Raw genomic sequence first — 24,012 nt, forward strand, 5'->3', positions numbered from 1 at the left:
AATGAGCGAGTTAATTAAGGTTCAGGACCTGCGGGTGGTCGCCTGTGGTGAGCTTGGTGAGGTGGAAATCGTCAAGGGCGTAAGCTTCTCCCTGCAGAAAGGCGAAGTGCTGGCGTTGATCGGTGAGTCCGGCTCCGGCAAGACCACTATCGCCCTGGCGTTACTCGGTTATGCCCGACGCGGTTGTCGGTTGGCGGGCGGGACGGTGCAGATCGGCGAGCACGACATGCTGGCGTTGAGCGAAGGCGAGCTGCAAGGCTTGCGCGGCAACCGTGTGTCGTACATCGCTCAGAGCGCCGCCGCGGCGTTCAATCCGGCGAAAAAACTTATCGACCAAGTAGTGGAGGGCGCGTTGATTCATGGCCTGGGCAGCAGGACTGTGCTTGAGGCCAAGGCCATCGAGTTGTTCCGCGACCTGGCCCTGCCAGACCCCGATCACATTGGCCAGCGTTACCCTCATCAGGTTTCCGGCGGGCAACTGCAACGTGTGATGGCGGCTATGGCGCTGATCAGCGATCCATTGCTGGTGGTGCTCGACGAACCGACGACGGCACTTGATGTGACCACCCAGATCGATGTGCTGCGCGCCTTCAAACGGGTGGTCCGTGAGCGTGGCGCGACGGCGGTCTACGTGTCCCACGACCTGGCGGTAGTGGCGCAGATGGCCGATCAGATCGTGGTGCTTAATGGCGGTGAGATCTTCGAGCAGAGCGCCACGGCACCCTTGCTTAAAGGCCCGGCCCACGAATACACCCGCAGCTTGCTGGCGGCAGCACGGCCGGACACCACTATCCGTCCACCCTGCGGTGTCGCTGAAGACACGCCTTTGCTGACCATTCAGGGTCTGACCGCCGGTTACGGCAACAAAAACTCGCATGGCATGCCATCGATCCTCGTATTGGAGGACATTGATCTGACCGTGCGTCGGGGTCAGGCGATTGGCGTCATCGGTGAGTCAGGTTCTGGCAAGTCGACTTTGGCACGGGTGGTTGCCGGGTTGTTGGCGCCGGCCCTCGGCGGGCTGACCTTCGATGGCCAGCCCCTGGGTGGCAGTCTGTCGTCGCGCACCGACGAGCAGTTTCGACGCATTCAAATGGTCTTTCAGAATGCCGACACCGCACTCAACCCGATGCACAGTGTCAGCACTATTTTGAGTCGCCCGCTGAAGATGTATTTCGGCCTCAAGGGTGCGGCTTTGCGCGAGCGTATCGGTGAGTTGCTGGATCTCGTTCGTTTGCCGCGCACGCTGGCTGAACGTCGTCCGAACGAACTGTCCGGCGGGCAGAAACAACGGGTCAATCTGGCCCGGGCCCTGGCGGCCAAGCCGGATCTGATTCTCTGCGACGAAGTGACCTCGGCGCTGGATACCGTGGTCGGTGCAGCGATTCTCGAACTGCTGCGCGACCTGCGACAGGAACTGGGGGTGTCCTATCTGTTTATCAGCCATGACATCTCCACCGTGCGAGCCCTGTGCGACGACATTGTGGTGATGTACAGCGGCCACAAGATTCAGGCCGGTACTCGACAATCGTACGCCGAAGCACCATTCCATCCCTATACCGACCTGTTGATCCATTCGGTTCCGGAGTTGCGCCAGGGCTGGCTGGAAAGCTGCGGAACAACGACCTGTGGCACGCTGCCGCCCATAGGTGCCAAGGCCAATGTGCCAGGGCTGTGCACCTTCCTCAATCGCTGTCCTGTGCGGGTTGACGGTCTGTGTAATTGCGTCCCGCCGGACCGCCGGATGATTGTTGGCGGCAGTGAAATCCTTTGCCATCACGACAGTGCGGAGTTGATAAAAACTCAGCAGTATTCAAACAACATGATCGTGGGAGCCTATGCATGAACGGGCGTTTCGTCAGGCTGGCCGAACAGGATCGGCCAACCGTCCAATTAAAGGTCGACGGCATGCCGATCGAGGCGCTGAAGGGCGATACGCTGATGGTTGCGTTGCTGACTCAGGGCTCGACGTTGCGCCAATCGGAGTTCGATCCAGGGCGGCGCGCCGGTTTCTGTCTGATGGGAGCCTGCCAGGACTGTTGGGTCTGGACCCGCAGCGGCGAGCGTCTACGCGCCTGTTCCAATGAGGTCCGTGAAGGCCTGGATATTGTCACCACACAACCGGAGGCGATATGGCCACTGCGCGGCTGAGCACTCATCGAGTCGTTATCGTCGGCGCCGGACCGGCCGGCACACGTTGTGCCGAAACCCTGGTCGCCGCTGGACTCAAGCCCATCCTGATCGACGAGAATCGCCGGGATGGCGGGCAGATCTACCGGCGCCAACCCGAAGGGTTTACCCGGAATTACGCCACGCTGTATGGCACCGAAGCCGCCAAGGCCAACGACCTGCACCAGAGCTTCGACCGCTTGCACGGGCAGATCGATTATCGCCCGGACACGCTGGTGTGGAACCTGACACCGGGCCAACTGTGCTGTGTCAGCCAGGGCAAGCACTCGACAGTGGATTACGACGCGCTGATCCTCTGCACCGGTGCCACCGACCGCTTGATGCCGATTGAAGGTTGGCAGTTGGCGGGCACGTATAGTCTCGGCGGTGCTCAGATCGCCCTGAAATCTCAGGCTGTGTCCATCGGCCACCGCGTGGTGTTCATGGGCAGCGGGCCGTTGCTGTATCTGGTTGCCAGTCAGTATGTGAAGGCGGGAGCCAAGGTCGCGGCAGTGCTCGACACTTCGCCTCTGAGCAAACGCATCCTTGCCATGCCGAAACTGCTGGCACGCCCGGGGTTGCTGTTCACCGGGATGAAGTTATTGGCGCAGTTGTATCGCGCGAAGATCCCGGTGCATCTGGGCATTTCGCCGCTTCAAGTGCAGGGCGATGCGGCCAGCGGTGTCAGTGCCGTACGCGTGCGCACGGCACGTGGTGAGACCTTGACGGTGGATTGCGATGCCGTCGCGCTGGGTTATCACCTGCGCCCGGAAACTCAATTGGCCGACCTGGCCGGTTGCCGTATGCGCTTCGATGAAGCGTCGAGCCAATGGTGGCTGGCTACGGATGAAGACGGCCGGACCTCGGTCAGCGGCGTGTATGCCGCCGGTGACGGTTCGAAGATTCGCGGCGCCGATGCCGCCGAGCACGCCGGGCGCCTGGTGGCCATGGCGCTGCTGGAGGATCAGCAGCAACCGATAAACGTCGGGTTGCGCGACGAACAACGCCATGCACTGGCGGTGATGGATGAATTTCGCCTCGGTCTGGCACAGGCGTTTCCCTGGCCTTCCGCCCAGGCCAAAGCGCTACCGGATGAGGCGATCGTCTGCCGCTGCGAAATGATCACTGCCGGTGAGTTGCGTCGGACCGTCAGTGAGAAGGGGGCCTGTGAAGTCAACCGGGCCAAGGCCTTCAGCCGGGTCGGCATGGGCCGCTGCCAGGGGCGTTATTGCTCGCAAGCCGGGGCAGAGGTGATTGCCGCTGCCGCGGGCGTCAGCGTGCAACAGGTCGGCCGACAACGGGGTCAGGCGCCGGTTAAACCCCTTTCGATACTCACCGAGGAGGTGTCGCCATGACGGTACAGAAAGCCGATGTTGTGATTGTTGGCGGCGGCCTGATGGGCTCAGCGGCGGCGTTTTTCTTGCGCCTGCGCGGGCAGTCGGTGATCTTGCTGGAGCGAGACCAGATCGGTCAGTACGCCAGCGGCGTGAATTTCGGCAACGTGCGACGTCAAGGGCGTTTTCTCGGGCAGCTGGAACTGGCCAATCGTTCCTGGGCGTTATGGAAGCGTTTGCCGGAGCTGATCGACGATGACCTGGAATTCATCGCCAGCGGGCATATGCGGGTGTGTTACCGCGAAGACGAGATCGCCGAGCTGCAAGCCTACGCAGACGCTCCTGAGGCGGAGCAGCTGGACCTGAAGATCTTTTGTGGCGACGAGTTGCACAAGCGCTTTCCATTTCTCGGCCCGGATGTGAAGGGCGGTTCTTATGCCCCCCACGATGGTCACGCCAATCCGCGTCTGGCGGCCCCGGCGTTTGCCCGTGCAGCACGACGCCTCGGTGCGCGGATCGAAGAGCGCACGGAAGTGGCCGAGGTGCATAAGATCGGTGATGAGTTCCACATCAGCACCACCGACGGTCGTCAGTTCAGCGCCGCTCAGCTGTTGATCACCGCTGGCGCCTGGGGCCAAAAACTCTCGGCGCAGTTCGGCGAGCCGGTGCCGCTGGAAACCCATGGTCCGCAAATGGCCGTGACCGAGCCGGTGCCTTACGCCTTGCCGACAGTGCTCGGTGTCTATACCAAGATTCCCGAGGAAGTGATTTATTTCCGCCAAATACCCCGTGGAAACATCATCATCGGTGGCGGCTATCGCAGCGAACCGGACATGCTCAACCGCCGGGCCTATGTCGAGCCGCGCAGCATTCTCAATCAGTTCGATCAGATGCGTCGCCTGCTGCCGGGTGTCGGCAACCTGAACATCATTCGGGTCTGGAGTGGTATCGAAGGTTACCTGCCTGATTCACTGCCCGTGATGGGGCCAAGCGGCACCGTTGATGGTTTGTTCTATGCGTTCGGCTTCTGCGGTCATGGCTTCCAACTTGGCCCGGGCGTCGGCGACGTGATGGCCGAGCTGATCAGTACCGGCAGCACCAGCACTTCGATTTTGCCGTTCTCCATCAACCGGTTCGCCTCTTCAGTCGAGCAACGGAGCAAGGCCTCATGAAGCCCCGTGTACTGGACATTCTTAAACGCCTGATGGCCTTTGAAACCGTTTCTTCGGAATCGAACATGGCCTTGATTGAGTACGTGCGCGATCTGCTGCTGACCAAGGGCATCGAGTCGCTGATCGTCAAAGACTCCAGCGGCAAAAAGGCCAACCTGTTCGCCAGTACCGGTCCGCGGGAGGTGCCGGGGGTTCTGCTGTCCGGCCATACCGACGTGGTGCCGGCAGCGGGGCAGGCCTGGACCTTTCCGGCGTTTCAGGCGAGCGTGCAGGACGGTCGGATCTATGGCCGTGGCAGTTGCGATATGAAGGGTTTTGTCGCACTGGCTATCGACGCCATGCTCGATGCCGCCGATCATCCGTTGAGTCGGCCGTTGCAACTGGCGCTGTCCCATGACGAAGAAATCGGCTGCGTGGGTGTACGACGCTTACTGGATGTGTTGCATCTGGCGCCGGTGCGGCCGTTTCTGTGCGTGATCGGTGAGCCGACCAACATGCAGTTTGTTCTTGGGCACAAGGGCAAGGGTTCTTACCGCTCTTACTGTCGCGGCCTGGAGGCCCATTCCTCCCTGGCGCCACGCTCGGTCAATGCGATTCACGTGGCTTGCGATTTCATCGCTGCGCTGCGTCAGGGCCAGCAGCAACTGCAAGAGCAGGGCGCTCAGGATGCCGAATACGACGTGCCCTACAGCACCGTGCATGTCGGGCAGATTGTCGGCGGCAAGGCGCTGAACATCGTGCCGAACCTGTGCACCTTGGATTTCGAAGTGCGTAACTTGCCGGCGGACGACCTGGATCAGTTCCTAGAGCAGATGCGCGAACGGGCCGAGCTGATCGTTCGCGAAGCCAAAAAGCTGTCCAGCGTGGCGGATATCGAGATCGAAACCCTGAACGTCTATCCGGGCCTCGATACCCACCCGAGCGTTGAAGCGGTGCGTTTTCTGAAAAACTTCGCCGCCCCGGACACCGGCACTGCCAAAGTTTCATTCGGCACCGAGGGCGGGTTGTTCAAACAACGCCTGGATGTGCCGGTGGTGGTCTGTGGCCCAGGCTCGATAGAACAGGCACACAAGCCTGACGAGTTCATCGAGATCAGCCAGATGGAAGCCGGCGAGCACTTTCTACAAGGGTTATTGGGCTCGATGCGGCTTTAGTGTTCCGCTTGCCTGGTCCGAACACTCGCTCACCGCGCTTATGGCCCCTTTATGGAATGGCGTCCAGGAACGCGTGACGTCCCGAGCTTGAGTTCACCCGCTCATCGTACTGACAGTGTGGGAAGTGCTGAGAAAGGCTTCCCAGGCTTGCTTGACTGCGCCTATCAAGAAAAACCGCCAGCCACTCGCAACCCTTCCGGAGTCCCCCATGAAAGTGCTTGAGCGCCTGTCATTCTCTGGCAAGTTCGTCTTGCTCGGCTTGCTAGCCGTGACCCTGATTACCATTCCAACCTGCCTTTACGTACTTGGCGCCTATCAGAGTAGCTACCAGACAAATCAGGAGCTTCGCGGCGTACGACCGGTGCAGGCGTTGCTCGAGCTTATCCACTTGACGCAGCAGCATCGCGATTTGTCATCCGTCGCGCTGGCCGGCAACCGGGACTTCCACAAAGCCGGTCTGGATAAACAGGCCGAAGTGGATCGCGCCATCGAGGCAACCGATCGGGTTTTACAGGACGCCCAAGTCTCCCCCACCATTCTGGCTGCCTGGCGACAGGCGCAGCAACAATGGCAAGAACTGGCCGGCCAGGTTGCTCAGTCCTCAGTCAAGGGCCCGCAGAGTCTGGCCCGTCATAGCCAGTTGATCGCAGCCTACCTGCTGATCGAGGACGCAATGCTCGATCACTTCAAACTTTCCCTGGATCCGGTTTTAGGGACTTACTCGCTAATGGCGGGTGCCTTGATCGAATTGCCGCAAGCCACCGAGTTATTAGGTCAGTTGCGGGGTGCCGGCGGCCTGTATCTGGCGCAGGGCCGGATCCTGCCTGAGCAACAAGGTGCACTGCGTGGTTTGGCTACCCAGGCGCTGAGCAGCGTTGACAAGACGATACGTGCCTTGACCAAGGCGAGTGCCGCCGAGCCGGAACTCAAGGCTCTGCTAGAAGCACCGCTAGCGGCACTAGGACCGCAAATCCAGCGGGCGCTTGAACTCAGCAATACGCGATTGGTATCGGCCGTCGAAATGGACATGGATTTCGCGCCCAGCGTAAGCCCCGCAGGAAATAACGAGCCTACCGATGCCTTGTACGCGCTTAAGCTGAGTTACCCGGTCGGCGACTATCTGACTGCTTACAGTAAACCCGTTGACGCCTTGTACGCCCTTGGCCGTTCAGCGCTGACGGCGCTCGATGAAGCGCTGATAGAGCGTCGCGACAGCGCCCGGCAGAGCGTCATCCTGATGTCCGCAGGTTTGCTGGCGCTGCTGTTGGCTGGCGGTACCTTGGCCACCTTGATCGTGCTGCGTCTGCTTAAACAGTTGGCGATGGCCATGGCAGCAGCCGAGCGTATCGCCGAGGGTGACCTGACCCAACCATTGGATATCGTTGGTATGGATGAAGCGGCGCGCCTGTTGCAGGCGCTTGAGCGCATGCAAATGAACCTGCGCAGTACGGTCAGGCAGGTTTTGAGTTCTTCCGAGCGACTGGCCACGACGTCAGCTCAGTTAAGTTCAGTGACCGATGACGCCACCCGTGGTGTGCGACGGCAGAGCGCTGAACTCGACCAGGCGGCCACTGCGGTCACAGAGATGACGGGTGCGATCGAAGACGTTGCGCGGAATGCCGCCTGGGCCTCAGAGGTTTCCCAAGCAGCAGACCAGCGTTCGCGTCAGGGGCAAGAGAGCGTCAGCCGTACAGTCGGTGCCATCGAATCGTTGACCGAGGATATCGAGGATACCGCAAGCGCCCTGCAAACCCTGGCAGGCCAGATAGGTGACATCGGCTCGGTGTTGGATGTGATTCGCGGCATTGCCGAACAAACGAATCTGCTCGCCTTGAATGCGGCAATCGAGGCGGCTCGCGCGGGCGAAAGCGGACGGGGTTTCGCCGTGGTAGCCGACGAGGTCCGGGCCTTGGCGCAACGAACCCAGGAGTCGACCAAACAGATTGAGACCATCATCGGTTCGGTGCAAAAAAGCAGTCAAGGCACCCTGCGAGCCATGCAGAGCAGCAATGGTAAAACCCGGGAAACTTTGGAGGTCGCCCGTGCGGCAGGCACGGCACTGAATGCCATCGTAGACGACATCGCCCAGATCAACGAACGCAATCTATGTATTGCAAGTGCCACCGAAGAGCAATCGCATGTAGCCCGTGAGGTGGATCGCAACCTGCTCAATATCCGTGATGTTTCCCAACTGGCCTCAGCTGGCGCCAATCGGAGCCAGGCCTCTAGCCGGGAACTCGCGGGCTTGGCCAGCGAGCTGAATGGCATGGTCAAGCACTTTGTCGTCTGACCGGGGCTCGCTGCGTCTCGGTAACGGGAACCGGGACGAAAGCCCTCACAAACCAACAGTAGAGCCTGCTGTCGAATGCTGATTTTCAGCATTCAAGGCTGCCCTGGCGGCGCTTTCAGCATCCTCGTCTGTGGCGACACAATAGACTGAAGCCTGTCTCGGAACAGGACTCGACCATGCTCAACAATCGCCTGAAAGACCCCAGCCTGCTGGTAGAACTCGCTTACATCGACGGTCAGTGGATCAGCGCCGACAACGCCGCCACCCTGGACGTTATCGACCCGGCCAGCGGCCAGTTGCTCGCCCGCGTACCCGCGATGCAAGGCAGCGAAACCCGACGCGCCATCGACGCTGCCGAACGCGCTTGGCCGGCCTGGCGCGCACGCCCGGCGGCAGAACGGGCGGCGCTGCTGGAACGCTGGTATCAGGCGATGATCGACAACCTGGACGATCTCGCGTTGATCATGACCTGCGAGCAAGGCAAGCCGCTGAATGAAGCCAAGGGCGAGGTCCGCTATGGCGCCAGTTTCGTCAAATGGTTCGCCGAAGAAGCCCGTCGGGTTTACGGCGAAACCATCCCGGCACCCAGCGGCGACCGCCGCCTGCTCACGCTTAAGCAGCCGGTTGGCGTCTGCGCCGCGATCACCCCGTGGAACTTCCCCAACGCGATGATCACCCGCAAATGCGCACCCGCTTTGGCGGCCGGCTGCCCGGTCATCGTCAAACCCTCGGATCTGACTCCACTGTCCGCCCTGGCTCTGGCGGTGCTCGCCGAGCGCGTCGGCATTCCGGCCGGGGTGTTCAACGTAGTGACCGGTATGCCCGCCGGCATCGGCGAAGAACTGACCGGCAACCCGACGGTGCGCAAGATCTCCTTCACCGGTTCCACCGCTGTCGGCCGGCTGCTGATGCGCCAGAGCGCCGAACACATCAAGCGCTTGAGTCTGGAACTGGGCGGTAATGCTCCGTTCATTGTGTTCGACGACGCTGATCTGGAGCAGGCAGTGGCGGGCATCATGCTCAGCAAGTTCCGCAACGCTGGCCAGACCTGCGTTTGCGCTAACCGGATTCTGGTGCAGGACGGGATCTACGAGCGCTTCGCCCAGCGCCTGGTGGAGGAGGTGGGCAAACTCAAGGTCGGCAATGGCCTGGACGCCGACGTCACCATCGGTCCACTGATCAATGCGGCGGCGGTGAGCAAGGTTGCCCGGCATATCGACGATGCGTTGAGTCAGGGAGCCCGTCTGCTCTGTGGCGGCGTCCCCGAGGGCGACAGCCAGTTCGTCCAGCCGACGGTGCTCGGTGAGGCCCATGCCGGGATGTTGCTGGCCAACGAAGAAACTTTCGGCCCAGTCGCACCGCTGATGCGCTTTACCAGTGAAGAAGAAGCGCTGACCCTGGCCAATGCCACGCCTTATGGCTTGGGCGCCTATTTCTTCACCCAGGATTTGCGCCGTTCATGGCGCTTCGGTGAGGCGCTGGAGTTTGGCATGATCGGTCTCAACACCGGGCTCATCTCCATGGAAGTCGCCCCATTCGGCGGTATCAAACAATCGGGTCTGGGCCGTGAAGGCAGCAAATACGGCCTGGATGAATACCTGGAAGTCAAAGCCTTCCACATCGGTGGGCTGTGATCCGGTCACCGTTTGAACAGGATATTGAGGAGCCACGATTGATGAGTAAACCATTCAGAATCGCCGCGATTGCCGGCGATGGTATCGGCAAGGAAGTCTTGCCTGAAGGGCTGCGGGTACTGGAGCAGGCCGCGAAGAAATGGCAGCTGGACTTGAGCATCGAAGTGCTCGATTGGGCCCACTGCGATTACTATCTGGAACACGGGCAGATGATGCCTGCCGACTGGTTCGAACAACTCAAGGGCTTCGATGCGATTTACTTTGGCGCCGTGGGCTGGCCAGATAAAGTGCCGGATCACATTTCCCTGTGGGGTTCGCTGCTGAAGTTTCGCCGTGACTTCGATCAATACGTGAATATCCGTCCGGTGCGGCTGTTTCCTGGTGTGCCGTGCCCGCTGGCCGGGCGCGAAGCCGGGGACATCGATTTCGTGGTGATCCGCGAGAACACCGAGGGCGAGTATTCGTCGGTCGGCGGCAAGATGTTCGAAGGCACCGAGCATGAGTTCGTGCTGCAGGAGTCGGTGTTCACCCGGCGCGGCGTGGACCGGATTCTCAAGTTCGCTTTCGATCTGGCCCAGACCCGGCCGCGCAAACGTCTGACTGCGGCCACCAAGTCCAACGGCATTTCCATCAGCATGCCTTATTGGGACGAGCGCACCGCGCTAATGGCGCAGCATTACCCGGAGGTCAGCTGGGACAAGCAACACATCGACATTCTCTGTGCACGCTTCGTGTTGCAGCCGGATCGTTTCGATGTGGTGGTGGCGTCGAATTTGTTTGGCGACATTCTGTCCGACCTGGGGCCTGCCTGCGCCGGGACCATCGGCATCGCCCCCTCTGCCAACCTCGATCCGGAGCGGCGCTTTCCCTCGCTGTTCGAACCGGTCCATGGCTCGGCGCCGGATATCTATGGACAGAACATCGCTAACCCGATTGCGATGATCTGGTCCGGTGCCTTGATGCTGGACTTCCTGGGCAATGGCGATGAGCGCTACCGTGCGGCCCATGACGGCATTCTCAAGGCTATCGAGCAGGTCATCTCCGAGGGGCCGATCACCCCTGATTTGGGTGGACAAGGCTCGACCCAGGATGTCGGTATGGCCATCGCTGCGGCGCTTTAACTCCAGATAACAACAGGTCGGCAGGAGAGCTCCACTCATTCCTGTGTATCACCCTTCTAGCCCGTCTCACTGCGGGCTTTTTTTATCGCGCGCAAATACCCCTCTGACAGTCTCTGCTCAAAGTGGCCTACCGGGCGCCTGCGCAGTGGAACCGCTTCGAACGGCTCTTTCCAGTATTGCGAAGGGCCAGCGAAGAGGGATCAAAGGAATGTGAAGGAAGTTGAGTATGCGGATGTTATTGATGGTTTTGGTGGGCTGCGCTATGCACGCCAAGAGTTGGGCGGGGTCCCCCATAGACGTGGTCATTCTCTGTGACGCCGGCTACCCGCCTTATAGCTATGCCGAGGGTGATGAGGCCAAGGGGCTTTACACCGATATTCTGCGCACCGCCTTTACCCGCATGCCGGAATATAACGTGCACATTCGTCCTGTGCCTTGGGCGCGCGGTCTGGCGGAAGTGGCCAGCGGCCGCGCCTTTGCTCTTTATCCACCCTACCATCGACCCAGCGCACGGCCCTGGATGGACTTCTCGCGGCCTATATTGAGGGAGAAGGTAGTCGTCTTTGTGCGAGCAGAATTGGCGCGAATACGACCGGTCGAACACTTCCCGTTCGGCTATAGCGGTCTGCGTATTGGCGTGAACAGAGGGTTCATGAGCATTGACGACCAGGACTACCAAAGCATGCTCGCTACAGGGGCCCTGAAGCAGAGTTATGCCAACGACAATCGTAGCAACCTGGCCAGGCTCTATCATGGACGAATAGATGTCTATATCAATGACCGCCTTTCGGTCCAATGGGAACTTGAGCAGATGCAACGCGAGGGCGTCTTTGCCCAGAACGATCTCAACTGGCTAGTCGAAGGACCTTGGCTCTCCGGTGAGGCGGGGTACCTTGGTTATACCCGGCTCAATGCTTCGGCTTATCCTTACAAGCCCCAGTTCATGCAGCGTCTCGATAAGGTTCTGGCGGAGTTGGAGCGTGATGGCAGCATCGAGCGCCTGACAAAGAATTACGATTTGGTTAACCCTTTGTACTCCTCGGGTGATGGCATCTAGCAGCGGTGGGGGGAACACACCCAAGCTGCCTTCAGGGGCCACTGCCTCTGCGGGTCTCAAGTGTATCCCCTGGCCCGCCGGGGTTACCTGCTTGCAACCACCTGCTTTAGCGCCTCAACAAAGCGGCTTAGATCGCTCTTCTTCGTGTAGATGCTCGGCGACACCCGAAGTCCGCTGATGTGCCTGATCTGGCGGAACTTGACATGCACCTGGTGGGTTTTTCGAAGCTCCTGTTCAACCCATCGAGCATCACATTGATCGATAGAGAACAGGCTTACTGCGCCCAGCTCGACGGTATCAAGTGGCGTGTGGAGCCTGAAACCAGGAATGTCTTTGGCGAGGTCAACCCAGTAGCGGGTCAGCTCCTGTAGGCGTGCGTGAATGACTCGCGTGCCGATTTGTGTATGGAAACGGATAGCCGGGGCAATGCCCGCCTGTATCGCCGAGTTATAGGTGCCGAGATTCCAGTGGTCGAATTTGTCGATTTGAAGCGGCGGCGGATCGAAAGGCCCCAGCAACGGCCAAGTGCTGTCGATTCGGTCGCGCCTGACAATTAGCATGCCATTGCCGACCGGCGCCCCCAGCCATTTGTGGAGGCTGGTGATGAAGTAGTCGCAATCCAGTTCGCGGAAGCTGAGCGGCATCTGCGCAAACGTCTGGGCACCGTCCACCACAGTGACAATTGCCCGCGCTCTGGCTAGCGCACAGATGCGCTTGACCGGCAGGACTCGCCCGGTCCAATGAAGCATGTGGGTCAGCTGGATCACCCGTGTACGCGGGGTAATTGCCTGTGCATACGCTTGCACGATGACATTCTCATCGTCCATCAGGTCGAAGTCGACGGTCACCACTTCGATGCCTTCGCGCTGCTGACGCTGCAACCATCCGGCTATTACGCTCGGATAGTCCCACAGTGAGACCAGCACTTGGTCGCCGGCCTTCAATGGAATGCCGAAGATGGCTGTCGACAAGCCTTCGGATGAGTTGCGGTTCAGGGCGATCTCATCGGGATCGCAATCGGCCATGTCAGCCAGCTGTTGCTTGATCGTGGGGAGCTCGGCGTCGAGCTTGCTCCACATATTGACGTCCGGGTTGTGGCTGATCAGCCGATAGGCATCAATCATAGCCTGCTCTACCACCAGCGGTGGCGGACTCACTGCCGCGTTGTTCAGGTTCAATAAGGGGCGCTGCTCAGGATAGGCTGCGCACACGCGCTCCCAGAATGCTTCCTCAGTGACAGACTTGTCTGACATCAGCTGCACTTCCATTCTCGCTTCTCACCTCTGTTTGAATTGTTTACTTGGGCTTGGGCATTCGCCACGCCGACGAGCTTCAATGGCACGATTAGTGATCTCTTCAGAGCTGTCTGGACCACCAATAGCCGTTCGCTAAAGACGATATAGATTAGGGGTTAGTATTTTTTTACCGAGTCTTCGAGCGTGCGTGCCTGAGCGTCAATGGGTGGGTCCCTGGGCTGCTCAGTGACTGGCTTATCGTCGCCCATGGATTTGCGGAACCCCCTTATCGTGTCGCCGAGATCTGACCCCAAGCCTTTCAGGCGCCTGGTTCCGAACAGCATGATCACGATCAACAGGATGATCAGGAGTTTTCCGGTACTGAAGCCACCCAATCCCATTGTCTGTACTCCGCAAGCGATTGATCTGTTTTGTGGTGGGCCGGTGAAGGAGAAATCCATCTGCGGCGCTAAGGCGGTTCGAGTTACTTGACGACGTAGAACTTGCGCACATAGGTGCTGCTGTTCCAGGCGCATGGTGCGCCTCGGGGCACGAACACTGTATCGCCAGTGTTGACCGTCAGATGCGTCCCGTCCGCTATCTGGAGGGTCACACTGCCTTCGAGCAGGTTCATCAGTTCATGCAGCATGTGCGGCCTCGCCTTGCGGGTATAGGGTGTCGAGTCCCAGACGCCGATACGCAGGTTGGTCGCTTCTTCGACAAACACATTGTGCGAGCGACATTGAGGTGCCGGGCTTAGCAGGATTTCTGCATCCGGTGCTGCCGAGGGAGATAGCAGGGTTAGCGGGGGGAGAGGCGTTAATCCGGGATTGCACGCGGCAACGAGCTGAGTATCGGCGCAGAATGCCCAGAGAGAGTTGGGTTGCGCTTCGACTTGAAGAGATGTACCCCGGGCAATCACTGCGCTATCACCGGGATTGAGTTGGAGCGTGCCATCCTGACTCTGCAGGGTGACTTGTCCTGTGTGTACCACGATCATTTCGCTGTAGGGATATTCATTGACGCTGAATTGTCCACTCGCCTGGACCACGCCGGCAGCAATGTCATCCGTCCCGACATATGCAATGTGTCTGTCGAACGGATCGTTGGCCCCTAGCGAGCCGGGGGTAAATTTTGTTGAAACGGGGCTGCCATCGGCGTGTGCCAGCAGCACTGCAGTGAGCTCTTGCATGAAGGAGTTGCTCCAGAAATATGCGTCGTGTGGCGTTGTATGGATTTGCGGGGGGGGTAGTCAGCCGATGGCCTGAGTCACCAGCGCAAACTGGCGGACTGCGCCGATAGCCTGCGGTGGGGTGCCACGAACCATTTGCGCAACGGTGTCGACCTGCTTCAGCCCGGCTTCTTCCAGCCAAGGGGCCAGTCCGCTATCGGACGGTATATCCATGCGCACGAATGCGTCCGGAACTCGGGCCAACAACACCGCGATCAAGTGCTTGGCCTGCTCTGGACTTTCCGCGATGACCGGGCCGATGCAGCGACCACGGCCGAATGGGCGCAGCATGGCGAAGGCGCGTAGCTGACCCTCGCGCTCGATGCCGACCGAGTGTTCGACAACATCGAATAGATCATTGAGCACGGCGTGCCTGTTCAGGCCGCTGCCGTCGTTGGCCAGTACGACTTGATCGTTTCTATCGGCTTCGGTCAGCGGACGGCAGCGCTCATCGGCTGGAAGAACATTTGGTACAGGGGAGAGCGCATGCCCCTGATGTTGTTGAATATGTCCAAAGTCAATGAATCCCTGGCTGGCATAAAGTGGGGCACCGGCCAGCGTCGCATTGAGCATGGCGGTACGTGATCCGCAAGCCTCAAGTGCCAGTTCCATCAGCTTGCGACCGATACCCTGGCCCTGGTACTCATCACTGACGATCACCAGGCCGATAGTGGCGTAATCTCCCTGCGCACAGGTGAACGCGGTACCTATCAGGCGACCTCCATCTTCTACGACAAAACCCTGCGCGATGCGCTGCAACATGGCCCATTCCTCCAGGCGGTGGGGCCATTTCAGCTGTACGGACAAGGCGTGGGCCAACGGCACATCGGCCGTGGTCATGGGGCGATAGCTATACGTAGGGCGTTGCGAGTTGGACATGACAGATCTCCGTATACAGGGAGCGTGACCGGTCGGATTTCTCCGTGGAAAGTATTTGTATCTCACCTGCTGCGAGGCCTGACAAGAGGCCTCCATTGATTCGGTAGATTCTTTAAGCGATAGCTTTGCAGGCCACATTTACTGCTCAAATGAGAAGCAGTATCGGCAGCAAATACTGGATCGACTTTCAGGATGCGGAGCAAAGCAAAAGCCACTTCTGATGGGGAGATTGGAAAAAAAGGCGCCCGGATGGGCGCCTCAAGGTAAAGGGAGCGTGGAGCAGACCTTCAATAAAACCGGCCGGCCCACAGGTAAACCGGCCAGGACCTAACGTTACAGAATGCTCAGCGGGTACTCGATGATCAGGCGGACTTCGTCGATATCGCTCTCAAACGAGGTCGCGCGATGCGTAGCCTGGCGCACGCGGAAGGACAGGTCCTTGGCGGCCCCTGCCTGGACCACGTATTTGGCTTCCAGGTCACGCTCCCACTCCTTCTGGTCGTCGCCCACCTTGTTGGCATAGGCACCGTGCGGATCGGCCTTGGTGCCATCGATTTGATCACCTTTGACATAGCGGGCCATGAAGCTCAGCCCCGGTATGCCGAACGTGGCCATATTCAGGTCATAACGAGCCTGGATGGAGCGCTCGTTGGGGGCGTTGAAGTCGGAGTACTGAATCGAGTTGGCCAACCAGATCGAGTCCACACCGATGTAGTCGAAATACTCGTCGCCATCGATCTTCTGATAAGCCAGGGTGAACTTGTGGGCCCCCAAGGAATAGGCCGCCTTTGCCGACCAGCTCGTGGTGTCCAGTTTACCGGCACGCGCTTCGCCTTGGTCCTGGGTCTTATAGGCTGTCAAGCCAAAATTCATCGATTGCTGATCAGTCAGAGGGATCGTATAGGAGGCACTGCCGAAGTGCTGACGCCAGACATTGACTGCCTCACTGGTGTACGCCATCAGGCTGAGGTTGCTGTTGACTTTATAGGTGCCGCCAATGAAGTCGACGCTGTCAGCTTCGGTCCCACCGTAAGTGGTGAGCAGTTTGTCATCGGAGTTGGTCGAGGCTCGATTGTTGAATGCGGTGAAGTGGCCAGCCTCGAAAGAAACTGCGTCGAACTCTTTGCTCGACAGTTGGAAGCCGGTAGCGGTTTCCGGCAGTAAGCGGTTGTCGCCGGTGGCGAATACCGGAGCGGTCGGGCGTTGTTCGCCGTACTTCAGCACGGTAGAGGAAATGCGCATTTTCACTGCGCCGCCGATCTCGCCGTAGCTGTCCGGCACTTCAGCTTCGGCGGTGCGGTTGTTGCTGATCGGCAGCAGGCCATTGCCGGCCCGGCCGCGGCCAGTGTCCAGTTTGACCCCGCCGTACGCGTAGGCATCGGTGCCGAAACCGATGGTGCCCTGGGTGAAACCAGAGGCGAAGTTGAGCATGGCCCCCTGTGCCCACTCCTCGCGAAAGCCATTGCGCTCGCTGGCCGGCTTGGAGCCGTTAGTACCTTGGCTATTGCTGCCGCCATTGCGGAAGTCGCGATTCATATAGAAATTACGATTGAGCAACCCGAGGCTGCTGTCTTCAATGAAGCCATTGGCTTCCTGTTGCTGACCAGCTATTGCCAGTTGCGTGGTGGCGGCAATGACAGCCAAGGAGAGAGAGCTAAGTTTTGCGATGTTCATCGCTTACTCCATGAGTTCTTATTAGTGTTCGTTGCCTGCGCGGCAAGCAACGCTCTTGCGGCAGCTCAGGTAAACCACTGCGAAGTAAACCCGGGAGAGTCCTGTCGATCAGCGCCTTACGGTGGACTTGACCAGCAGTCGGGGCTGCGCAGCGGTGGCTGTATCGCAGTTACGGCGAGACCTGACAATGGGGTGCAGTCAATTCGGTAGATTGCATAAGTTGCGACTTCACGAGCCGCAATAACTACTCAATCGGGGAGGGGGATCAGCAGCAAATGTCGGCTGATTTTTTTGGGTGGGTATGCACAAAAACAGCAAAGTGGGATGAATAACTGGTTTGCTTTGTATAGCGCCAGATTTGCCTCAGAGAAGTAAAAAATCTGGCGCCGGTTGGTTGTTACCGGTGGGTTGGCAGTCGTTGGTCAGTAACTTCGCTCGCGGTCAACCTGGCCAAGCATTGACTCACCGCGTTGATGACGGCGGATATTTTCCAGCAACACGCTAAACGCACTTTCCGGTTGGGTCATCGCAGCGATATGCGGTGTCAGCAATATCTGCGGGTGGTGCCAGAAGGGATGGTCCGGCGCCGCTGGCTCCTGTTGCAGTACGTCTAGCACCGCCGCGCTGAGCTGGCCGCTGGCCAAAGCCTCAAGCAGATCCTCTTCTATCAGGTGCCCACCCCTTCCCATGTTGACCAAGGCAGCGCCTTTGGGGAGGTGCTGGAACAACTGACGGTTGAGAATCCCTTTGGTCTGCTCGGTCAATGGCAGGACACAAAGCACTATGTCGCACTGACGGAGGAAAGCTGGAAGTTGTTCGGTACCCGCAAAGCAATCCACCCCGGCAATGTGATGCTCGCTGCGTGCCCAGCCCGATAAATCGAATCCAAAGGTCTGCAAGGTGGCCAGAATCTGTTGAGCTTGTGTGCCGAGCCCCATGACACCTACTCGACGTTTGGCTGCCGGTTGCAGCAAGTGAGCCTGCCAGCACCGAGCCATTTGTTGCTGGCGATAACGGAGCATATCCCGGTGCAGGCTAAGCACCGCAAAACTGGCGTACTCGCACATGCCCCGAGTGATGCTCGGGTCGAGTAAACGTACCACCGGCAGGGTCGTTGGCAGGCGGTCAAGGTCAAGTTGGTCGACCCCGGCTGACAAGGCGAACAGTACCTGCAGGTTTGGCAACAATGTTTCGAGATCATCCGGCGCCTGCCAGGCCGCCAGGTAGCGAATATCCTTCGGATCGCCGATGTCCGGCCAGGCACGCCATTCGATTTCCGGAGCGTGCTCAGCGAATAGACACTTCCATTGTTCGCCGCGTACCGGGTCAGCTTTATAGAGCAGGGCCATGGGTAGCTTCTCGCATTAAGTAGGGAGTATCCAGCATGCCCGAGTGGCAGAGCAGGATATGTCGAAAGAATCTGCTTAAACGCATAACGTTGCGTTGTATGGGGCGCATGTCGGCAGATTCCATGGGGCTGGCTACAGCTGAAGGATTCTGCTGTTTACGGGGGTGAAAACAGTCGATCCGAATTTCTCAGAGGCCAAGTTCGGCTTAGACAATTGCGTCGAAAGCTTAACCTTTGGAACACATTGCAGCCGTTTCCCGGTTGCCAGGTTCACTATGGGAGATGCCATGAACAGTAAAGTCGAAGAAACCCCGAGTTTGCTCCGTCAGCGCGATCAATTCGTGCCACGGGGTTTGGTCACGGCACACCCGTTGGTCATCGACCGGGCCCAGGGTTCTGAGGTGTGGGACGTAGACGGGACGCGCTACCTGGACTTCGTCGGCGGCATTGGCGTTTTGAACATCGGTCACAATCACCCGAAGGTGGTCGCGGCAGTGCAGACTCAGTTGCAAAAGATCAGCCATGCTTGCTTCCAGGTGGTGGCCTACAAACCTTATATCGACCTGGTGCAGCGTTTGTGCGAGTTGGTGGGTGGTCAAGAAGCCTACAAGGCAGCGCTGTTTACCTCCGGTGCAGAGGCTGTGGAGAACGCGGTGAAGATCGCCCGCGCACATACCAATCGTCCAGCCGTTATCTCCTTTCGTGGCGGTTTCCATGGGCGTACTTTACTGGGTACGACGCTGACGGGCATGAGCCAACCCTACAAGCAGAACTTCGGGCCCTTCGCTCCCGAAGTCTTCCATACCCCATACCCTAACGCCTATCGCGGTTTCAGCAGCGAGATGGCGCTGCAAGCTCTGAACGAATTGCTGGCGACCCAAGTCGCTCCGGATCGGGTAGCTGCGATCATCATCGAGCCAGTGCAGGGCGATGGAGGCTTCCTTAGCGCGCCGCCGGAGTTTCTCCAGGCGCTGCGAGCTCTGACCGAACAACATGGCATCGTGCTCATTCTGGATGAAATTCAGACCGGTTTCGGCCGTACCGGCAAATGGTTCGGTTTCCAGCACGCCGGGATTCAGCCGGATCTGGTCACAGTCGCCAAGAGCCTCGCCGGTGGTTTGCCCATATCGGGTGTGGTGGGTCGTGCACACATCATGGACGCGCCATTACCTGGTGGTCTCGGTGGTACTTACGGCGGTAACGCCCTGGCTTGTGCAGCGGCGTTGGCGGTGATCGAAACTTACGAACAGGATCAGTTGCTCGAGCGTGGTGAGGTATTGGGCGAGCGGCTGCGTCAGGGCCTGCTGCGCTTGCAGGCACGTCACCCTCGTATTGGTGACGTGCGCGGCACCGGCTTCATGCTGGCAATCGAATTGATCAAGGACGATGAGGTCCGCAGCCCCGATGCAGAGCTCACCCAACAACTGATCGATCAGGCCAGGGTTGGCGGGCTGTTGGTGATCAAATGCGGGGTGTACCGAAATGTGCTGCGCTTCCTTGCTCCTCTGGTAACCGAAGAAAATCAGATCGACGAAGCGCTGACAATTCTTGAAGCGGCATTGTTGCGAGTGTTGGATTAATCTCAGGTCTCGGTTGGCGCAATGTAGCAATGCGCCGACCGAGGGCATTTAGAGCACATGGATTGATGAATGCATCATGGGAGGCTACACACCATGTACCTGACTGATTATCGTGCACTGCTGATCGATTGCGACGAAGTCCTGGTCGATCGGGATTCCGGTATCTGGACGGCCCTGCAACCTTTGCTCGAAAACCATCCGGGCATGCCAGGCAGGGAAGAGGTATTGGCTGAGTTTGACGAGGCGGAGCGCACGCTCTATCCACGTTTTTCCGAGCTGGGCTTCAGTGGCTTGTTGTGCTTTGCCCATCGTCAGCTGGCAGAGCGTTTTGGGCTCAAGGCCAGTTGGGAAGAGGGTATGAGTTTCGCCCGTTCGGCATGCAACTGGTCGCTGTTCGAGGACGCGCCCGGTGCCATGCTGTATCTGCGCAAATTCTATCGGCTGCTGGTGTACTGCGATCGTGATGCCGAGGATCGCGAACAGCTCTGCGAGCGTTTGGGGATCCTGCCCGAAGACTTGCATCCCCGAGCCAGTAATCCATTGGAGGACAGCGAATGGTTGCTGGCCAACAACCTGGAGCCCAAAAATATTCTGCAGGTTTCCAGGCCTCCTGCGCAGCCGCCAAAAGCAGCTGGTTTGTGCCTGATCCGTCGTGGCCATGAGAATTATACTCAGGAATATTCAGCAGAATTTTACATCACTAGCATGGCTGACCTGGTCGCTCAGCATCAGCTATCTTTGCGACGTTGAGTTTGCTAAAACCACTGTCTAACTGAACGGCAATCAAGAGGTACCCGATGGAAGGTTTAATTAAACTAGACCGAATTGATATCAGTATCCTGGTTGAACTTCAAAAAGACGGCCGAATGACCAACGTCAGTCTGGCCGATGCGGTGGGGCTGTCATCCAGCCCATGCTTACAGCGGGTAAAGCGGCTTGAGTCGGCCGGCTATATTTCCGGGTATAGAGCTCATCTAAACCTTGCCAAGATCACCGATTCGGTCACGGTATTTACTGAGATCACGCTCAGCGACCATAAACGTGAGGACTTCGCCAAGTTTGAATCCAATATTCGTTTGGTCGATGAGGTACTTGAGTGCCATTTAGTCAGTGGCGGTTACGATTACCTGGTGCGCTTCATGACCTGCAGTATTCAGCATTATCAGGAAGTAATCGAAGGGCTGCTGGACAAGAATATCGGTATCTCCAAGTACTTCAGTTATATCGTAATTAAATCCCCAGTACTTAAAGATGGGGTCCCGCTGCGTCGGCTATTACGTCACTGATGCCACTCCGGTCACTTCATGTCTGCTGATTTCCCTAGCGGCTTAATCTCTCATGCCAATGAGACGGATATTGGTGCAATTATTTGTGCATTTAGCACTTTTATTTGAAAGTAAGAGCTATTAAGTGAGAATGGGGATTCATAGCATTAATCGCAATTCCTGCCGGCTCTTGATGTGCTTGGTATCTTCTCGAAGTTGAAGTGACCAAGGACAACGTCATCCAGTCCGGCACCCGGCTGATGAACATTCCGCAGAATAGCTTCAGCCTGCTCAAAGTCTACGAGTTCCAGGATGGCGCGTTCAAGGGGCTGGGGCTTGGCACCGGGCTCAAGTATGTCGATGAACGCGCAGGGCAGACAGCCAACATGGCGTTTTCGATGGGCAGCTACACGGTTGTCGATCTACTGAGCTACTACAAGGTCAACGACCGGATCAGGCTTAACCTGGATGTGAAGAACCTGACTGACGAAGATTATGAGGAAGGCGCTTTCGGCAATGTCTACGCCTATCCAGGGGCGCCGAGAACCGTACAGGTTGGTATTTCATACACCTTGTAGGGAGAACTTTCCTGGGGCGCGCGCGAGGGGTATTGCTCAGCCGCTTCTGGATATGACTTGTCGTTAAAAGAGCACAACACCATCACGGACTGGCTTGAGACGTCGGCTGTAGCGCTTGCGAGCCGTGCACGTTTAATCAGTGCCAAACATTTAACAAAAACAACTATTCCACCGAGGTAAGAAAGATGAGTGCGGCTTCCCTGTATCCCGTTCGTCCCGAGGTTCTGGCCAATACGCTGACCGACGAGGCGACCTACAAGGCCATGTACCAGCAGTCGGTCGTCAACCCGGACGGCTTCTGGCGCGAGCAAGCCAAGCGCCTCGACTGGATCAAGCCTTTCACCACGGTGAAGCAGACTTCCTTCGACGATCACCATGTCGACATCAAATGGTTCGCCGACGGCACCCTGAACGTTTCCTACAACTGCCTGGACCGTCATCTGGCCGAGCGCGGCGATCAGGTCGCGATCATCTGGGAGGGCGATGACCCTGCCGAAAGCCGCAACATCACTTACCGTGAACTGCACGAGCAAGTCTGCAAGTTCGCCAACGCCCTGCGTGGCCAGGACGTGCACCGCGGCGACGTGGTGACTATCTATATGCCGATGATCCCCGAAGCCGTGGTCGCCATGCTGGCCTGTACCCGGATCGGTGCGATTCACTCGGTGGTGTTCGGCGGGTTCTCGCCGGAAGCCCTGGCCGGTCGCATCATCGACTGCCGCTCGAAAGTGGTGATCACGGCCGACGAAGGCATTCGTGCCGGCAAGAAGATCCCGCTCAAGGCCAACGTCGACGACGCACTGACCAACCCGGAAACCAGCAGCATCCAGAAAGTCATCGTGTGCAAGCGCACCGGTGGCGACATCAAGTGGAACCAGCATCGCGACATCTGGTTCGAGGACCTGATGAAAGTGGCCGGCACCGTTTGCGCGCCGAAAGAGATGGGCGCCGAAGAAGCGCTGTTCATCCTGTACACCTCCGGTTCCACCGGCAAGCCGAAGGGGGTGCAGCACACCACCGGCGGCTACTTGCTGTACGCGGCCATGACCCACGAGCGCGTGTTCGACTATCGTCCGGGTGAAATCTACTGGTGCACCGCCGACGTCGGCTGGGTCACCGGCCACAGTTATATCGTCTACGGCCCGCTGGCCAACGGCGCGACCACGCTGCTGTTCGAAGGCGTGCCGAACTACCCGGACATCACCCGGGTGGCGAAGATCGTCGACAAGCACAAGGTCAACATCCTCTACACCGCACCGACCGCGATCCGCGCCATGATGGCCTCGGGCACGGCGGCTGTCGAAGGCGCTGACGGCAGCAGCCTGCGCCTGTTGGGTTCGGTCGGCGAGCCGATCAACCCGGAAGCCTGGGACTGGTACTACAAGAACGTCGGCCAATCCCGTTGCCCGATCGTCGATACCTGGTGGCAGACCGAAACCGGCGGCAACATGATGAGCCCGCTGCCGGGTGCTCACGCCCTCAAGCCTGGCTCTGCGGCGCGTCCGTTCTTCGGCGTGGTGCCGGCGCTGGTGGACAACCTGGGCAACATCGTCGAGGGCGAGGCCGAGGGTAACCTGGTGATTCTCGATTCGTGGCCAGGCCAGGCGCGGACGCTGTATGGCGACCACGACCGCTTCGTCGACACTTACTTCAAGACGTTCCGCGGCATGTACTTCACCGGTGACGGCGCCCGTCGTGATGCCGATGGTTACTACTGGATCACCGGTCGCGTGGACGACGTGCTCAACGTGTCCGGCCACCGCATGGGTACCGCCGAGATCGAAAGCGCGATGGTCGCTCACCCGAAAGTCGCCGAAGCCGCTGTGGTCGGTGTGCCGCACGACATCAAGGGGCAGGGCATCTATGTCTACATCACCCTGATCGCTGGCGAAGAGCCGAGCGAGCAACTGCGCCTGGAGCTGAAAAACTGGGTGCGTAAAGAGATTGGTCCGATTGCTTCGCCGGATGTCATCCAGTGGGCGCCGGGCCTGCCGAAGACTCGTTCAGGCAAGATCATGCGCCGGATTCTGCGCAAGGTTGCCACGGCTGAGTATGAGGGGCTGGGGGATATCTCCACCCTGGCGGATCCGGGTGTGGTGCAGCATCTGATCGACACCCACAAAACCATGAGCGCTTCATAAACTACAAAAAAGCCATGTCGAGCATGAAGTTTCGACCGGTCATTTACCGGGAGGAACTTCTTTGCCGATTGCTGCCTGTCGCGAAGGGCCGCAGTCAACTGTGGACACTCAGAATGATGCGAAGAGGCGATTAACCTTTGTGCGAACCAG

19 protein-coding genes and 2 pseudogenes are annotated in these 24,012 nt (G+C 58.7%); 15 read left to right on the top strand and 6 right to left on the bottom strand.

Going from position 1 to position 24,012, the window contains the following annotated elements:
- The first annotated feature begins 1 nt into the window (after nt 1).
- The 10 genes and pseudogenes from ACEN8Q_RS00735 to ACEN8Q_RS00780 all read left to right on the top strand — a co-directional run bounded on the left by ACEN8Q_RS00735 (nt 2) and on the right by ACEN8Q_RS00780 (nt 11,931).
- Nucleotides 2–1,846 (top strand): ABC transporter ATP-binding protein, encoded by a 1,845-nt coding sequence (locus ACEN8Q_RS00735; protein ID WP_413704309.1) that lies wholly within the window; start codon nt 2–4, stop codon nt 1,844–1,846.
- Nucleotides 1,843–2,151, top strand: coding sequence for a (2Fe-2S)-binding protein (locus ACEN8Q_RS00740; RefSeq protein WP_413704310.1), 309 nt, complete (start codon nt 1,843–1,845; stop codon nt 2,149–2,151). Before ACEN8Q_RS00735 ends, ACEN8Q_RS00740 begins: the two co-directional genes overlap by 4 nt.
- Complete coding sequence (locus tag ACEN8Q_RS00745) at nt 2,133–3,524, top strand: FAD-dependent oxidoreductase (protein WP_413704311.1); 1,392 nt, start codon at nt 2,133–2,135, stop codon at nt 3,522–3,524. Before ACEN8Q_RS00740 ends, ACEN8Q_RS00745 begins: the two co-directional genes overlap by 19 nt.
- On the top strand, nt 3,521–4,675 hold the full coding sequence (locus tag ACEN8Q_RS00750; RefSeq protein WP_413704312.1) for an NAD(P)/FAD-dependent oxidoreductase: 1,155 nt from the start codon (nt 3,521–3,523) through the stop codon (nt 4,673–4,675). Before ACEN8Q_RS00745 ends, ACEN8Q_RS00750 begins: the two co-directional genes overlap by 4 nt.
- Nucleotides 4,672–5,829 carry an acetylornithine deacetylase gene (gene argE / locus ACEN8Q_RS00755; RefSeq protein ID WP_413704313.1) on the top strand — a complete coding sequence of 386 codons (1,158 nt, stop codon included), beginning with the start codon at nt 4,672–4,674 and terminating at the stop codon, nt 5,827–5,829. The genes ACEN8Q_RS00750 and argE overlap by 4 nt, the downstream gene beginning before the upstream one ends.
- A gap of 208 nt (nt 5,830–6,037) precedes the next feature.
- Nucleotides 6,038–7,261, top strand: a pseudogene (locus ACEN8Q_RS00760) (nitrate- and nitrite sensing domain-containing protein); the annotation flags it as partial.
- On the top strand, nt 7,262–8,119 hold the full coding sequence (locus tag ACEN8Q_RS00765; protein WP_413705458.1) for a methyl-accepting chemotaxis protein: 858 nt from the start codon (nt 7,262–7,264) through the stop codon (nt 8,117–8,119).
- A 176-nt stretch (nt 8,120–8,295) separates the two neighbouring features.
- Entirely contained in the window at nt 8,296–9,753 is a 1,458-nt protein-coding gene (locus tag ACEN8Q_RS00770; RefSeq protein WP_413704314.1) for an NAD-dependent succinate-semialdehyde dehydrogenase, read from the top strand.
- A 41-nt stretch (nt 9,754–9,794) separates the two neighbouring features.
- Nucleotides 9,795–10,874 carry a tartrate dehydrogenase gene (locus ACEN8Q_RS00775; RefSeq protein ID WP_413704315.1) on the top strand — a complete coding sequence of 360 codons (1,080 nt, stop codon included), beginning with the start codon at nt 9,795–9,797 and terminating at the stop codon, nt 10,872–10,874.
- A gap of 226 nt (nt 10,875–11,100) precedes the next feature.
- Nucleotides 11,101–11,931, top strand: coding sequence for a substrate-binding periplasmic protein (locus ACEN8Q_RS00780; protein WP_413704316.1), 831 nt, complete (start codon nt 11,101–11,103; stop codon nt 11,929–11,931).
- Nucleotides 11,932–12,014: 83 nt separating this feature from the next.
- Here ACEN8Q_RS00780 and ACEN8Q_RS00785 read toward each other — a convergent pair whose 3' ends face one another.
- From ACEN8Q_RS00785 to ACEN8Q_RS00810, 6 genes are all read right to left on the bottom strand, one after another.
- Nucleotides 12,015–13,199 carry an aminotransferase class V-fold PLP-dependent enzyme gene (locus ACEN8Q_RS00785; RefSeq protein ID WP_413704317.1) on the bottom strand — a complete coding sequence of 395 codons (1,185 nt, stop codon included), beginning with the start codon at nt 13,197–13,199 and terminating at the stop codon, nt 12,015–12,017.
- A gap of 143 nt (nt 13,200–13,342) precedes the next feature.
- Nucleotides 13,343–13,567, bottom strand: coding sequence for a twin-arginine translocase TatA/TatE family subunit (tatA, locus tag ACEN8Q_RS00790; protein ID WP_008017102.1), 225 nt, complete (start codon nt 13,565–13,567; stop codon nt 13,343–13,345).
- 83 nt (nt 13,568–13,650) lie between these two features.
- Nucleotides 13,651–14,358: a cupin domain-containing protein gene (locus tag ACEN8Q_RS00795; RefSeq protein ID WP_413704318.1), complete on the bottom strand. Its 708-nt coding sequence runs from the start codon at nt 14,356–14,358 to the stop codon at nt 13,651–13,653.
- A gap of 60 nt (nt 14,359–14,418) precedes the next feature.
- Complete coding sequence (locus ACEN8Q_RS00800) at nt 14,419–15,276, bottom strand: GNAT family N-acetyltransferase (protein ID WP_008017097.1); 858 nt, start codon at nt 15,274–15,276, stop codon at nt 14,419–14,421.
- 333 nt (nt 15,277–15,609) lie between these two features.
- Complete coding sequence (locus tag ACEN8Q_RS00805; RefSeq protein WP_413704319.1) at nt 15,610–16,950, bottom strand: OprD family porin; 1,341 nt, start codon at nt 16,948–16,950, stop codon at nt 15,610–15,612.
- A gap of 422 nt (nt 16,951–17,372) precedes the next feature.
- Complete coding sequence (locus ACEN8Q_RS00810; protein WP_413704320.1) at nt 17,373–18,299, bottom strand: 2-hydroxyacid dehydrogenase; 927 nt, start codon at nt 18,297–18,299, stop codon at nt 17,373–17,375.
- A gap of 286 nt (nt 18,300–18,585) precedes the next feature.
- Between ACEN8Q_RS00810 and gabT the strand changes: the two genes are divergently transcribed.
- From gabT to acs, 5 genes and pseudogenes are all read left to right on the top strand, one after another.
- Nucleotides 18,586–19,878 (top strand): 4-aminobutyrate--2-oxoglutarate transaminase, encoded by a 1,293-nt coding sequence (gene gabT / locus ACEN8Q_RS00815; protein WP_413704321.1) that lies wholly within the window; start codon nt 18,586–18,588, stop codon nt 19,876–19,878.
- A 93-nt stretch (nt 19,879–19,971) separates the two neighbouring features.
- Nucleotides 19,972–20,628 (top strand): HAD family hydrolase, encoded by a 657-nt coding sequence (locus ACEN8Q_RS00820; protein WP_413704322.1) that lies wholly within the window; start codon nt 19,972–19,974, stop codon nt 20,626–20,628.
- A 47-nt stretch (nt 20,629–20,675) separates the two neighbouring features.
- Nucleotides 20,676–21,164 carry an Lrp/AsnC family transcriptional regulator gene (locus tag ACEN8Q_RS00825; protein WP_008017091.1) on the top strand — a complete coding sequence of 163 codons (489 nt, stop codon included), beginning with the start codon at nt 20,676–20,678 and terminating at the stop codon, nt 21,162–21,164.
- Nucleotides 21,165–21,352: 188 nt separating this feature from the next.
- Nucleotides 21,353–21,721: pseudogene (locus ACEN8Q_RS00830) on the top strand (TonB-dependent receptor domain-containing protein); the annotation flags it as partial.
- 185 nt (nt 21,722–21,906) lie between these two features.
- Nucleotides 21,907–23,862 carry an acetate--CoA ligase gene (gene acs, locus ACEN8Q_RS00835; RefSeq protein WP_413704323.1) on the top strand — a complete coding sequence of 652 codons (1,956 nt, stop codon included), beginning with the start codon at nt 21,907–21,909 and terminating at the stop codon, nt 23,860–23,862.
- Nucleotides 23,863–24,012 lie beyond the last annotated feature (150 nt).

This window comes from Pseudomonas sp. Pseusp16 (assembly GCF_047324915.1).
Classification (GTDB): domain Bacteria; phylum Pseudomonadota; class Gammaproteobacteria; order Pseudomonadales; family Pseudomonadaceae; genus Aquipseudomonas; species Aquipseudomonas fluorescens_CD.

Coding starts and splice junctions, on each gene's coding strand:
- ACEN8Q_RS00810 (WP_413704320.1), bottom strand. CDS start 18,299: ATGGCCCTGCTCTATAAAGCTGACCCGGTACGCGGCGAACAATGGAAG.
- ACEN8Q_RS00775 (WP_413704315.1), top strand. CDS start 9,795: ATGAGTAAACCATTCAGAATCGCCGCGATTGCCGGCGATGGTATCGGC.
- ACEN8Q_RS00735 (WP_413704309.1), top strand. CDS start 2: ATGAGCGAGTTAATTAAGGTTCAGGACCTGCGGGTGGTCGCCTGTGGT.
- acs (WP_413704323.1), top strand. CDS start 21,907: ATGAGTGCGGCTTCCCTGTATCCCGTTCGTCCCGAGGTTCTGGCCAAT.
- ACEN8Q_RS00770 (WP_413704314.1), top strand. CDS start 8,296: ATGCTCAACAATCGCCTGAAAGACCCCAGCCTGCTGGTAGAACTCGCT.
- ACEN8Q_RS00820 (WP_413704322.1), top strand. CDS start 19,972: ATGTACCTGACTGATTATCGTGCACTGCTGATCGATTGCGACGAAGTC.
- argE (WP_413704313.1), top strand. CDS start 4,672: ATGAAGCCCCGTGTACTGGACATTCTTAAACGCCTGATGGCCTTTGAA.
- ACEN8Q_RS00795 (WP_413704318.1), bottom strand. CDS start 14,358: ATGCAAGAGCTCACTGCAGTGCTGCTGGCACACGCCGATGGCAGCCCC.
- ACEN8Q_RS00780 (WP_413704316.1), top strand. CDS start 11,101: ATGCGGATGTTATTGATGGTTTTGGTGGGCTGCGCTATGCACGCCAAG.
- tatA (WP_008017102.1), bottom strand. CDS start 13,567: ATGGGATTGGGTGGCTTCAGTACCGGAAAACTCCTGATCATCCTGTTG.
- ACEN8Q_RS00750 (WP_413704312.1), top strand. CDS start 3,521: ATGACGGTACAGAAAGCCGATGTTGTGATTGTTGGCGGCGGCCTGATG.
- gabT (WP_413704321.1), top strand. CDS start 18,586: ATGAACAGTAAAGTCGAAGAAACCCCGAGTTTGCTCCGTCAGCGCGAT.
- ACEN8Q_RS00740 (WP_413704310.1), top strand. CDS start 1,843: ATGAACGGGCGTTTCGTCAGGCTGGCCGAACAGGATCGGCCAACCGTC.
- ACEN8Q_RS00745 (WP_413704311.1), top strand. CDS start 2,133: ATGGCCACTGCGCGGCTGAGCACTCATCGAGTCGTTATCGTCGGCGCC.
- ACEN8Q_RS00805 (WP_413704319.1), bottom strand. CDS start 16,950: ATGAACATCGCAAAACTTAGCTCTCTCTCCTTGGCTGTCATTGCCGCC.
- ACEN8Q_RS00785 (WP_413704317.1), bottom strand. CDS start 13,199: ATGGAAGTGCAGCTGATGTCAGACAAGTCTGTCACTGAGGAAGCATTC.
- ACEN8Q_RS00765 (WP_413705458.1), top strand. CDS start 7,262: ATGAACCTGCGCAGTACGGTCAGGCAGGTTTTGAGTTCTTCCGAGCGA.
- ACEN8Q_RS00800 (WP_008017097.1), bottom strand. CDS start 15,276: ATGTCCAACTCGCAACGCCCTACGTATAGCTATCGCCCCATGACCACG.
- ACEN8Q_RS00825 (WP_008017091.1), top strand. CDS start 20,676: ATGGAAGGTTTAATTAAACTAGACCGAATTGATATCAGTATCCTGGTT.